General features: G+C 37.2%; 9 protein-coding genes. 6 read left to right on the forward strand and 3 right to left on the reverse strand.

Features of this window, described 5'->3' with window-relative positions; all coding sequences use genetic code 11:
* Positions 1–921: 921 nt before the first annotated feature.
* Positions 922–2,319, forward strand: coding sequence for a sensor histidine kinase (locus IEV57_RS12770; RefSeq protein WP_188443427.1), 1,398 nt, complete (start codon positions 922–924; stop codon positions 2,317–2,319).
* A gap of 177 nt (positions 2,320–2,496) precedes the next feature.
* The gene (locus tag IEV57_RS12775; protein WP_188443429.1) at positions 2,497–3,183 is read left to right on the forward strand and encodes a LytR/AlgR family response regulator transcription factor; all 687 of its coding nucleotides are present in this window, start codon (positions 2,497–2,499) and stop codon (positions 3,181–3,183) included.
* Between the two features lie 17 nt (positions 3,184–3,200).
* On the opposite strand, the gene IEV57_RS12780 is transcribed toward IEV57_RS12775, so the two are convergent.
* The 3 genes from IEV57_RS12780 to IEV57_RS12790 form a co-directional block, all read right to left on the reverse strand.
* Positions 3,201–4,292 (reverse strand): AI-2E family transporter, encoded by a 1,092-nt coding sequence (locus IEV57_RS12780; protein WP_188443431.1) that lies wholly within the window; start codon positions 4,290–4,292, stop codon positions 3,201–3,203.
* Between the two features lie 202 nt (positions 4,293–4,494).
* A complete protein-coding gene (locus tag IEV57_RS12785) occupies positions 4,495–5,910 on the reverse strand; it encodes a DEAD/DEAH box helicase (protein ID WP_188443434.1) in 1,416 nt (471 codons plus the stop codon).
* Between the two features lie 12 nt (positions 5,911–5,922).
* The gene (locus IEV57_RS12790) at positions 5,923–6,267 is read right to left on the reverse strand and encodes a DoxX family protein (protein ID WP_188443435.1); all 345 of its coding nucleotides are present in this window, start codon (positions 6,265–6,267) and stop codon (positions 5,923–5,925) included.
* A 108-nt stretch (positions 6,268–6,375) separates the two neighbouring features.
* On the opposite strand from IEV57_RS12790, the gene IEV57_RS12795 reads away from it, so the two are divergent.
* From IEV57_RS12795 to IEV57_RS12810, 4 genes are all read left to right on the forward strand, one after another.
* Positions 6,376–8,217, forward strand: a complete 1,842-nt coding sequence (locus tag IEV57_RS12795; protein WP_188443436.1) for a gamma-glutamyltransferase family protein — start codon at positions 6,376–6,378, stop codon at positions 8,215–8,217.
* A 374-nt stretch (positions 8,218–8,591) separates the two neighbouring features.
* Entirely contained in the window at positions 8,592–9,884 is a 1,293-nt protein-coding gene (gene tyrS / locus IEV57_RS12800) for a tyrosine--tRNA ligase (RefSeq protein WP_188443437.1), read from the forward strand.
* Positions 9,885–10,112: 228 nt separating this feature from the next.
* Positions 10,113–10,814: a TetR/AcrR family transcriptional regulator gene (locus tag IEV57_RS12805; RefSeq protein WP_188443438.1), complete on the forward strand. Its 702-nt coding sequence runs from the start codon at positions 10,113–10,115 to the stop codon at positions 10,812–10,814.
* Positions 10,815–10,890: 76 nt separating this feature from the next.
* A complete protein-coding gene (locus tag IEV57_RS12810) occupies positions 10,891–13,371 on the forward strand; it encodes a S9 family peptidase (RefSeq protein WP_188443439.1) in 2,481 nt (826 codons plus the stop codon).
* The last annotated feature ends 334 nt before the right edge of the window (positions 13,372–13,705 follow it).

Here is a 13,705-nt window from a genome sequence, read left to right on the forward strand (position 1 = left end):
TTGCCACTTGCTTGGCTTCGGGACGTTACCCCCGCGCTTAAGGGACTTTCACCCGTTGGAACGGTCAACTTTTTGACCTATATTCACCATTCAAGGCACACACAATGTATATAAAAAATAGGCGAAACAGTAACAAATTCAAGGCTTTTAGCTCGCATCAAACTTTGTGCTTAACCGAAAGTTCCGTGCTTCGAAATCGCCTACTTTTCATATACTAAACGTTATTATTTTGGCTAATGCTTTCTTTTTAATTGCTCCTTCATTTCCCCCAACTGAAGCAGGAGGCAATTAAAGAGCATTATCACTAAAAAATTGGCATTTTTCCAAATAAGATATTAATTCAATTGGGATGGTGCTTTAGCCCATCCACTAATAGGTAATATTTATGATTGTAGGCTTTAGCCAAATCTACATTTTTCAAAAGCCTATTGATAATGTCTGTATTTTTCACTCTTGTTTCCAAAAACCTAATATTTTCTAATACATTAAGGATTTAAATAAACTGCCATGAAAATCACCCTCCTATCATTTGTACTTATCGCGTTTTCCAATCCAATATTTGCTCAAGAAGTCTCCTCTATCGATCAACTTCGGTTGTTGCTGGATAAGAATTGAAAGACTGATGATTTGAAAATTGGTGAAAATTAAATTTCGGTAGTACTTAGCATTTCCATCCCTAAATCCCCCTATTTCATCACATTTTTTTGCCTAGATATACCCTGATGTCTATTGTTGTGTCATGTTTAAATGGAGGGACATGAAAAAGAATAAGCGAATCTATTATTGGATCATTTTGGTAGGTGTACTTTATAATTTTATCCTGCTTGCTAGGAGTGAAAAACCAACTTCCCAAAAGTCCTCAGAAAGTTTATAAGTAGATATTCCCTCAATTCCAGTTACAAATACTAATTTCAGCAAACTATGAAAGACAAAATTTTAGCCTTTAGACAAATCGAGTGGTGGGTAGTCACTTTCCTTTTTGTAAGTATCATACTTTCCAATGTTTTATCCTCGCCCACATTCAGTCTTAATTACGAGCAAGGAACCATCTATTTTGCAAAGATTTTCATCCCTTTGATTTTCCTTGCAACCTTTTATTTGTTTCATATGAAAGTATTTCCCACATATTTGAAAGATGGAAAAACAGCAAAATTTATAATTTATACCATTTTAATTTTCTTTGGTTCTTTTATATTGATAGGTGCATTCTCTATAAATGCCAATTTCACCTCTGATTTTTTGATGCCTTATTATTTCAATTCTTTGGCAGTCTATGCAGGTTACGGAGCTATTGTATACATCCTAAAGCAAATAATGCTTAGGAATGATGACCAAGACTTCCGATTGTATAATTCCATCAGATTAATTCTGATTTATATTTTCATAGTCATCTTTCTCTTACAGTTTCAAAAAATAGCGGGTGAACCCATTTTAATTCTATTTGTAATAATTATTCCTTGTATTATCGGATTGATCTTGTACAATTTTTTCTTTATCTATGGACTTAATAAGCAAGGAAGAAAAGGAGAAGCAACGGCATTTTATGTTTTGATAATTGCCATTACTTCTATTCCATTTATCGTGATAAAAATCAATGGTTATTTTATTCTTCTTGGCTTTGTTGCCATAATAAGTGTAATGGTAATAATTTTTCCTATCTCCAACTTCTTCTTCAGAAAATATGAAAACTACCTTGGTCAATTGAATACGCTTTCTGTGAAAGTTGACCGAAGTTTAGCTGATCTTTCTTTCTTGCGCTCCCAGATTAATCCTCACTTCCTATTTAATGCACTGAATACCCTTTATGGAAATGCCTTGCATGAAAATGCTGATAAAACAGCAGAAGGCATTCAAAAACTGGGAGATATGATGCGTTTTATGCTCCATGAAAATAATCAGGACAAAATCCCTGTTATCCGTGAAAAAGAATACCTTGTCAACTATGTAGATCTTCAGAATTTGAGAATCAAAGAACAAGAGAATATTGAAATCCTCTTTAGCCAATCGGAAGAAAACTGTCCGGGAGAAATCGCTCCCATGCTTTTGATTCCTTTTGTAGAAAATGCTTTCAAACATGGTATCAGTTTTCAGAAAAAGTCATGGATAAAAATCAGTTTACGCTGCCTAGATGGCTCTGTACACCTTGATGTGAATAATAGCATCCACCGCAGCAATGAAGAGGACCCAGAACGCAAATCATCCGGAATTGGCTTAGAAAACGTCAAACAAAGACTCAAACTCCTCTACCCGAATAAGCATGAACTTATCATCAGAGAAAATGAATTGGAGTATTTTGTACATTTGAGTGTGAAGCTTTGAAATAGACGGGAGATGATAGATACAAGAATTAAGAGTCAAGAATCAAGAAACAAGAGAATTTCCAAGCCAAATCCACACAACAAATCTGGCAGACTTCAACAACCTTTGAACTTTCCAACATTAAAACTTTAAAACAATACCCTAATCTAAAATCTGAATTCTAAAATCTAAAATTTAATGCTAACAGCAATCGCAATAGACGACGAACCCATGGCTTTGGAAGTGGTGAAAGCCCATGCTTCTAAGGTGCCATTTCTTGAGTTAAAGGAAGTATTTACAGATGCGATCAAGGCTTTGGAATATCTCAAAAGCAATCAGGTAAACTTGATTTTTTTGGATATCAAAATGCCTGATATCTCAGGCTTAGAATTGGCCACCTTGATTCCAAAGGACACCATGATCGTATTCACTACTGCTTATTCCGAGCACGCTGTCAAAAGCTTTGAGTTGGATGCTATAGATTATTTATTGAAGCCTTTCAATCTCAGTCGATTCCTTAAATCCTGTCAAAAAGCTCAGGAATTGTTTGATTTGAAAAATGGTCAAAAACCTTCTTCCGACTCAATTTTCATCAAAACAGGTTCAGAGCAGGTGAAAATAAATTTTGAAGAATTATTGATCTGTGAAGCAAATGGAAACTATGTGAACTTCCACCTAAAAGACAAGAAAATCCTCAGCAGAATGACGCTTTCAGAAACTGAATTGCTGCTTCCCTCCCACTTTATCAAAACGCATCGCTCTTATCTGGTTAATACCCAGAAAATAGAAAAAGTAGAAAGACATCAGGTTTCCTTACAAGGCAAAACTGCACCCGTAAGCAATGGGTTTTATGATGATTTGTTGAGCAAGCTGAACAAATCTTAAACAATTATTAGACTATGCTATGATTCGCTTTTTGAGCTAACTTTCCTCAGAATTTTCCTGAGATAGTTTTCCTTCTTTTCAATTACAGGATAATCATCTCCCAATAAATAGCCATAAGCCTCCAAACTTGGGACTCTTTCGAAGATGATTTTCAATAGACCGACCATTGGAATAAACAAAATCATTCCTGAGATCCCCCAAATATAGCCACCGAGTAAAATCGCCAAGATGACTGCAAAAGCATTGACCTTCACTCTTGCTCCAACTACAACTGGTGTGATCAAATTATTTTCAATCAGCTGAATCATCCACAAAAGCAACATGGTCGCAAGAGGATAAAAAAGGCTATCTGTCGTTAACAAAACATAGATGATCAGCAACAAAGAACTCAAGAATACCCCAACAAAAGGAATCAAATTCATCACAGCTACAAAAACTGCAAAAAGTATGAAGTACTTGACACCAAGAAAATATAAGACCACTCCTGCCATCAAGCTTACGATTATTGTCACGATCAACATTCCAAAGAGGTAATTTTGAATCACTTTTCCAGAATCTTTGATGAAATTTAAAATAGAAGGACTTTCTGTGGTTGAACGCTTTTTTAAAAACTCAACGAAAAAGTCTCTGTAATAGAGCATTAAAAAAATGAATAGAGGTATTATCCCTACCAATATCAATGACCTACCAGCTCCAAAAAGCGCTGATTCTAAGTTTTTTTGGTTTAAAAAAGAAAACTCAAGCGGAATATCCGAGCCTAAGCCAATAGCTCCTTCAATTTCTTTGAGATAAGTATTTATTTTTGTCTCAAAAGAAGCTCGTATTTCTGGTATATCTTTAATCAAGCCAACAACCTGATCAGTCAAAAAATATAAAAGTGCAACCGCAGTTACAGTAATAAAAATCAAAGTGAGCACGATTGCTACTGCTCTTGGGAGTCTTTTCTCTTCAAGCCAATTCGAAATAGGATAAAGTGCAAATGCAAAAAATGCTCCCCAAACGAGTGGCAAAAGGATCACGGACCCCTCTTTCATAATGATGATAATTAATATAAAAAACAAAAAGGAATAAACTGTCTTTTGCAGAAACTTGATGTCAGTTGAGCCCATATTGTATTGGATTATAACTTTATATTAAGATACGGGACAAGTGATTCAAAAAAAATATTAATCTCTCATTTTTTGGAATAAAAAAAGCTTGAACCATCAGTTCAAGCTCGTTAAGTATTTATAAATGGTAAAAAAAGTCAGCTTAAATTTCAATCAATCTAAATTAACTGTTAACAAATTTTTCTGGAATGTAGCTCAATGATCAATCAATCACATTTTTTCTAGAACCGTACTTTGATGTATTTGGTTTTTCTTGAAATTCAGGGCTTTTGTCCACCTTTGGATTTTGTCTAGGTTTGAATCCACCTTGAGTCTCTGGATTTTCTTGATCTTGCACCACATGTGCTTGAGAAGTATTTTCCCTTGGCTTTCTATGTGGCTTATGCTCTGACTTCGGGTGATTGGAAGACTTGTTTCCAGATGAAGCGGGCTTTTTACCTTTACTAAAATCGGCTTTTGGCTTGGTATTTCCAGCTGAAGAATAGCTCGGTCCTGATTCGAATCCTTCTGGTAAAGGGACTTTTTCTATCTCCATTCCAATCAACTTTTCAATGTTATTGAATTTGAATTTATCCTTGTCATTGACAAATGTGATCGCAGTACCTTTACTATCCGCTCGAGCAGTTCTACCGACTCTGTGCACGTAATCCTCGGGATCATTTGGTGTATCAAAATTGATCACCAACTCGATTCCTACCACATCAATTCCACGAGAAATGATATCCGTTCCGACCAAGATCCTTAAGTTTCTATTCTTAAACCTTGACATGATCTGCTCTCTTTCAACCTGCTCTAAATCAGAATGAAATGCCTCGACTTCAAATTCCTTTTTCAAGACTTTATATAGACTCTTCACTTTATCTTTTGTAGATGCAAAAATGATCACAGCTTCATAATCTTTTTGTCTTAGGATATGCTTTACAAGATCTTCTTTTTGCGTATCATAAGCCAAGTACGCAGACTGAGTTACTCCTTCCGCTGTCTTCCCTAATGACAAACTCACCTCTTCAGGATTGTTCAAAAGCTTCTTGGAAAACTGTCTGATTTTCGGTGGCATCGTCGCCGAGAAAAGAATCGTCTGTCTGTCCTTTGGTAAGTAATTCACGATCGTCAACAAGTCATCTGAGAATCCCATATCGAGCATTCTGTCTGCTTCGTCAAGGATCAGGTGTTGTAAGCTGTCCAAGTTGATTTTTCCACCTGCCAATAGAGCAATAAGTCTTCCCGGTGTGGCAACGACAATTTCAGCTCCTTGCTCAAGCGCACGCTTCTGCTGCTCCCAAACCAGACCATCTCCACCTCCATAGATCGAGATTGAGCTAATTCCTAAGAAATAAGCAAATCCTTGAATCTGCTGATCAATTTGAATTGCTAACTCACGCGTGGGAGCTAATACTAAAGTATTGAGTTTGTTATTACCTGATTTAGCAATTTTATTCAAAACAGGCAGTATAAAAGCAGCCGTTTTACCTGTACCTGTTTGGGCACAAGCAATGATATCTTTTCCGTCTAAAATTATTGGAATAGCCATTTCCTGTACGGGGGTTGGCTTTTCGAAACCCATGGCGTCAAGACCTTCTTGTAATGACGCTTCAAAATTAAAGCTATTGAAATTCAAAATTGTGATGATTTAAGTATATAAATAAGCCCATGCAATCAATCCAAATTGCAATGGAAGTCGGAGCAGCAAAGCCCATTTTGGGATGCCTCTTGCTCCTTTTTGATACATATAAAGATTTGCAGGAAATACTGCTATCAATAAAATGATTATCCCAAAAGCCGCATAAGCCCTTGTTTCAGAAAACAACAAACCTAAACCAAAAAGAATTTCGAAGGCTCCTGCCAACAAATTCATCAATTTAGGATTGGGTATGTAAGGGGGAATGATGCGGAGGTACATTTTCGGTTTAAGAAAGTGCATTACTCCAGCGAAAACATATAATCCACTCATTAAATAAAGAAAAAATGAATACATGTAGAATTGCGCTTGTAAATGATAATCAATGTTTATATTGACAATAAATGTATCACAATACTCCCACATTAACAATTATCAGTCCTAAAACCCTACAAATAAGCTTATATGAAAAAAATATTTACACTCCTGCTCTGCTTTAGCATTTTTTCAAACTCCTTTTCGCAAACCCAAAAGCCACAATTGCATGGTAAACATTGGATGGCGATAACAGGCAAACCCCTTGGAGCAACAGCAGGTGCTACAACCTTCGCGAAAGGCGGAAATGCCGTAGATGCAGCTTGTGCCATGCTCGGTGCTGTCTGCACGATGTGGGATGTACTGAGTTGGGGCGGAGAAACACAAGCACTCATCTACAATCCAAATACAGGAAAAGTCATTGCTATCAATGCCATGGGCTATGCACCAACAGGCGCTACTCCTGAATTTTTCCGAGAAAAAGACATGAATTACCCACCAGAATTCGGTCCCCTTGCAGCAACCACGCCTGGCACACCAGGAGGTTTGATGACCATGTTGGCAGAATATGGAACGATGTCATTGGCGGAAGTTTTGGCTCCTGCTATGGAAATGGCAAAAGGCTACCCTATCGAAGCCCAAGCTGCTAATAGCATCGAAGCGCAAAAAAGAAGAATCAAAGAATGGCCTTATTCAAAGAAAGTGTTTTTACCTCATTTAGGAGAAGAAAGAGAAGCACCCTATCCGGGAGAAGTGTTTGTTCAGGAAGATTTATATCAGACTTTATTCAAGTTGGTAGAAACAGAAAAACAAGCCTTAGCTGATGGAAAAAGTAGAAAAGAAGCAATTTATGCTGCTTACGAGAGATTTTATAAGGGTGATATAGCAAAAGAAATCGTGCGAGGTACCAGAGAACAGGGTGGCTTATTCACCGAGCAGGATTTGGCCAATTGGAAAGTAAAAATTGAAGAACCTCTGTCTATTAATTACAAGGGAATAGATGTATACAAGTTGCAGGAATGGACCCAAGGACCCGCATTACTTCAGTCATTGAATATCTTAGAAAACTTTGACTTAAAGTCAATGGGCTATAATTCGGCCAATTATATCAATACAGTTTATCAAGCTATGAGCTTAGCATTTTCTGATAGGGATTTTTATTATGGAGATCCAGATTTTGGACCTAAAAGCCCAATGAAAGGACTACTTTCAAAAGCTTATGCCAAAGAAAGAGCAAAATTGATCACAGAGAATAATGATCCCAAAATCGGTCCAGGTGACCCGTATCCATTCCAAGGTGAAAGCAATCCTTTTATTAATTTGCTCAAATCAAGAAATGATGTTTTGGCTTATGACAGACCTGAGTTACCCATCCAAGGACTTGACGATCCTTTTTTGGAGCATTTCCTAAAAGGTACCACCACGATCCAAGCAGCTGACGAAGAAGGTTGGGTGGTTTCTATAACGCCTTCGGGTGGATGGATTCCTGCTGTGATTGCAGGAAACACAGGTGTTGGGTTGAGCCAAAGGATGCAAAGCTTTGTTTTGGACGAGAAACTGAACCCTTTCAATGTCCTTGAACCCAATAAAAGACCTCGGGTAACGCTGACGCCAAGCATGGCATTGAAAGACGGAAAACCATTTCTTTCCTTTGCAGTACAAGGAGGAGATACTCAAGATCAAGATCTTTTACAAATGTTCTTGAATATCGTTGAATTTGATATGACTGTTCAAGAAGCTGCTGAAGCTGCAAATATCCACAGTTATCAGATGCAATCTTCCTTCGGCGCCCATGAAATCAAACCCGGCTCCATCACCCTCAACACCGAAGTCCCCTCTTGGGTACGCAACAATTTGAAAAAGAGAGGTTACAAAATGGACTTCCAGAACAGAACATCTGGTCCACTCAATGCCATTTGGTTTGACTGGAAACACGGCACCTTCTGGGGCGGCTCCAGCAATCACGGGGAAGATTATGGGATTGCATGGTAAGGTTTTAGGTGATAAAGTGATTAGGGAATTGGTTAATTAGGTTGGAAGGTTTAAAAAGCTTGTCCGACGTGGCGGATTGGAAGGTTTGGGAGACGCTTGGGGGATGGCGTCTTTCAATTCTTTTTTTGGATCTGAGAATTATAAGATTACAAAATTATAAGATTCTAAAATTGAAAAATTCATCATTGGTCATATCGAACAAAGTGAGATATAACCTTTCTGTCGATATGACTTCAAAGTATCAATTATACTCCTCATAAATCTAAAATCTACCATCGGAAATCTAAAATCACTTATAAATCTGCGTGCTCCCCTCTTCGGGCATCCGAAACAATCTTCTATATTTGCAAATTCAAAAAACCAAAACGATTACAATGAACAACTTTATCGAAGAATTGCGCTGGAGAGGAATGCTTCAGGACATGACACCGGAAATCGAAGAACACCTCAATAAAGGAATGGCTTCTGCATATCTGGGTTTCGATCCTACTGCGGATTCTTTGCATATTGGGCATTTGGTGGGTGTAATGACACTTCTACACTTCCAAAGAGCTGGTCACAAACCTTTTGCACTTGTTGGTGGAGCTACAGGAATGATTGGTGATCCTAGCTTCAAATCTGCTGAAAGAAATCTTTTGGACAAAGCCACACTCGATCACAATATCGCTTCAATCAAAACCCAATTGGGTAAATTTTTGGATTTCAATCAAGGTTCTGAAAATAAAGCTGAACTGGTCAATAACCATGATTGGATGGCTGAATTCTCTTTCTTGGACTTTATCAGAGACGTTGGAAAGCACATCACGGTAAATTACATGATGGCGAAGGATTCTGTAAAAAGAAGACTTGAAGATGGAAATGGTTTATCATTTACAGAATTCACTTATCAATTGATCCAAGGATATGACTTTTACCATCTTTGGAAAAATAACAATGTAAGCATTCAACTGGGAGGTTCTGATCAGTGGGGAAATATCGTCACAGGAACAGAAATGATCCGAAGAATGGGCAGCGGTTCTGCATTTGCATTGACCGTTCCTTTGATTACCAAAGCTGATGGAACAAAATTCGGCAAAACCGAAGGAGGTTCTGTTTGGCTTGACCCTGAGAAAACATCTCCTTATGCTTTCTATCAGTTCTGGCTGAATGTATCAGATGAAGATGCTTCAAAATATATCAGAATTTTCACGACGCTAGATCAGAATACGGTAGAGCAATTGGAAAAAGAGCATCAAGAAGCGCCACATTTGAGAGCGCTACAAAAGGAAATAGCCAAGCAAGTGACTATAATGGTTCACAGTGAGCAGGATTATGAAATGGCATTGAAGGCCTCTTCCATCCTATTTGGTAAATCATCGACTGAAGATTTAGCTTCTTTGGATGAAAGAACATTCTTGCAAGTTTTCGATGGAGTACCTCAAGTTCAGATTTCAAAAGCTGAATATGATGCTACAGGAAATGTTTTGGATTTGTTGGCTGAAAAAGCTGGCAATGCAATTTTCCCTTCCAAAGGTGAAGGTAGAAAAATGATCCAAGGTGGAGGTGTAAGCATCAATAAGGAGAAAATCATGGATCCAAACGCTGCTGTGGAAGCTTCGCTTTTACAGAATAAATACCTACTGATCCAAAAAGGAAAGAAAAACTACTACATCATCGAAGTAAATTAATAAATAGAATTCAATGATTTCTTTCATGGATTAAAAAAACAAAACAGGCAATTAGGATCTTTCCTTTTTGCCTGTTTTATTTTTATTCCAAGTTCTGATTTTTGCATTAAAAATCTTTCAAATTTTTTACTCCTCATTTCCATCGGTTTAGGATCCAAGGTCAGTTTTTTGATCAAATCATTGAATTTTGTTTAATATATTTGAATATAATTCAAAAATGAGTAAATCATGGGTGCACAAGAGAGAACACAGAGAGAAAAAGCGATTTTAGAGTCTGCAATCAAACTTTTTAATGAAAAAGGTTATCATGCTACCAAAATGGATGAAGTCGCTAAGGGCGCTAAAATTTCAAAGGGACTGACCTATTTTTACTTCAAAAATAAAGAAGATCTCTACATGGCTGTTACCCGAAAAGCTTTTGAAGGATTGAAGGATGTATTTCGGGATGTGTTTAGAACAAAGAATAAAAATGGACTTCAAATGCTTGTTGATTTGGTCCAGAAGTACTTGGACTACAGTCAGGAAAACAGAATGTATTATCAAGCCATCTTGAATTTTATGGGTATGTTAAATTTGTACAACAATCATGAATTAAGAAAATCTATTGATCCATTAATATTAGAAAGCGAACATTTTCAAAAACTACTTGACATTCATCATGATTGTGGGAAATTTGGAATTCAGATGGTTTCCTTGGGTATCAAAGATGGCAGTATCAGACCTGAATTACAGCCAGAAATTACTTTTTATACCATTTGGAGTATGCTTATCGGCTATGAAAGACTGAGTGGACCTGTGAATTATGAAAACAAAGAAATCAAGATCCACATTGACAATTGGAAGCCAGGATTTATTCGTTTGATGCAAGATATGCTAAAAGGTAGCATCCAAGCCTCACGACCAAATGTGGTTCAAGGAAGTCTCTTCTAAATCATTCAGTTTTACATCAGCGGTGTGAACGTAGTTCAAGGATTTGATATTTTTACAAATCAATAAATCAAGATTTATGAAGAAAATATACGCAATCCTTGTCTTGTTCATTTCTATCGGATTTGTACAAGCACAGGACACTCCAACTAAGGGGAATTATGAATTAGCTTCTCGCTTTTCACCCGAAAAAGTCAGAAAAATGATTTTTTCCACCAGTGTTGATCCGCATTGGTTAAAGAGATCAGATCGATTTTGGTACACTTACGAAACTACAAATGGTAAGGAATGGTACATTGTCGATCCTGCTGCAAGAACAAAAAAATCATTCTTTGATAAGGACAAGTTAGCAGCTGAAATCACCAAAATCGTAAAAGATCCATTCGATGGACAAAATTTACCTATCACTAGCTTGAAGTTTCTTGAAGATGAGAACACCATCCAGTTCAAAATCAGAAGTACACAGGACGTAGTCAAAAAAGACTGGGCAGAGATCAAAGAAAAAAACAAGAGCTCGAAAGACTCTTTGGAAAAAAAGACGTTTGTTTTTCGCTACAATTTACAAAACAATCAATTGATCGAAGTGGAAGATCCTGAGGAAGATGCAAAACGTCTATCTTGGGCCAATATCGCACCAGATTCTTCTAAAATTGTCTTTGCTAAGCATGACAATCTATTTTGGATGGATAAGGAAAATTTCCTGAAAGCTGTAAAAGACGACAAAGACAGCACTATTGTAGAAAATCGAATCACTGAAGATGGTGAGAAAGACTACAGCTATGGCGGTGGTCGTGGTGGTGACAATGTGGAAGAGGAGAAAAATAAAGACAATAGAAAAAGAGCTGGCGTGATTTGGTCAGAGGATTCTAAGCAGTTTATATTAACTCGTTCGGATGTTCGTGAAGTAAAAGATCTTTGGGTAATCCAAAATGTAAAGGACCCAAGACCAACTCTTGAGACTTATAAATATGCCATGCCAGGGGAAAAGGAACAACCGATCACTGACTTATTGCATTATTCATTTGATTCTAAAGAGATGTCCAAACTGGATGTTGCAACTTTCAAAGATCAATCAATAGGACTTTGGACGGCCACAAGACCTGTTGTAACTAGAGATGATGACTTTACTCCTGTTGTTTGGTTGGGGGATAATAGCAGTTTTTATTTCTCAATCACTTCTAGAGATTTGAAGAAAATAGATATTGTAAGATGGAATATTGCAGAAGGTAAAAAGGAAGTTGTTATTGAAGAAAGAAGCAATACTTACATAGACATCATCAAGCCTGAGCTCATCAACAATGGCTCTGAGATTGTACATTGGTCAGAGAGAGATGGTTGGGGACATTTTTACCTTTATGGAAAAGATGGTAGCCTTAAACGTCAATTAACATCTGGACCATTCCACACAGACAGAATTGGTACGATTGATGAAAAAGGAAGATTCCTTTATTTTATTGCCAATGGAAGAGAAAAAGGCGAAGATCCATATTACGAGCACATGTATAAAGTGAGCTTAAATGGTGGAGCTATCACACTTCTTAACCCAGGTGATTATAATCACAGCCCATCTCCAAATGACAGAGGAACTTACTTTGTGAATAATTACAGCAGAGTCAACACCGTTCCTGCGTCAACACTACATGACAACACAGGAAGAAAAATCATGGATTTGGAAGAAGCTGACTTGTCAAATTTATTTGCAGCTGGATACCAGTTCCCAGAGACATTCAAATTTAAAGCTGACGATGGAATCACAGATCTTTATGGTGTAATGTACAAGCCATTTGATTTTGATTCTACTAAAGTCTATCCAATTATCGAGTATGTTTATCCAGGACCACAAACAGAGGCGGTAAATAAGTCTTTTGGAAGAGGTTTTGACAGAACAGATCGATTGGCACAATTTGGCTTCGTCGTAGTCACAATAGGAAACAGAGGTGGCCATCCAGGCAGATCAAAATGGTATCATAATTATGGTTATGGTAACCTGAGAGATTATGGTTTGGCTGATAAAAAAGCTGCTGTTGAGCAATTAGCTGACCGTCATCCTTTCATTGATAGAAATAGAGTTGGTATTCATGGACATTCAGGAGGTGGATTTATGTCTACAGCTGCGATGCTCGTTTATCCAGATTTCTTCAAAGTGGCAGTTTCTTCAGCAGGAAATCATGAAAACAACATCTACAACAGATGGTGGTCAGAAAAGCACCATGGTGTGAAAGAATTAATTTCTCCTAAAGGTGATACCTCTTTTGTATACAAAATCGAGAGGAATCCAGATTTAGCGAAGAATCTTAAAGGTAAGTTGCTTTTGGTAACAGGTGATGTGGATAATAATGTCCATCCAGCCAACACCATTAGAATGGCAAATGCCTTGATCAAAGCAAACAAGAGATTTGATTTTATTATCCTTCCAGGCCAGAGACATGGTTTTGGAGATATGACAGAGTATTTCTTCTGGAGAATGGGTGATTATTTTGTTCAGCACCTATTGGGTGACAATACTCCCCCACCAACAGATATGATAGAAGTTCAGCGAGAAAAAGCCATGACTAAGTAATTAAAATACAACCACTAATAAATGAACTCTTAACAAAAAAAACCGACCAATTAGGTCGGTTTTTTTTGTTATACAATTAGCAAATCGATCATATGAAAAGGATCTTTTTTACCCTGAGATTATGGTAGAATGATATCCTTGATATATTTTTCTAAGGGACCTTTAGCCCTGACATCTCAAGAATCCATCTAATTCCAAACAAGCTTGATTTGATCAAACGCATTTTATATTACAGGGCTACGCCACTGAAACACTACTATTGCCACATTTTTCTAAGAAGATTTGAGAGCTCCGCTCCCGAGAAAAATAATCAAATCAAAATTTAGAAGAATAA

Source organism: Belliella aquatica (assembly GCF_014637795.1).
Taxonomy (GTDB): Bacteria; Bacteroidota; Bacteroidia; order Cytophagales; family Cyclobacteriaceae; genus Belliella; species Belliella aquatica.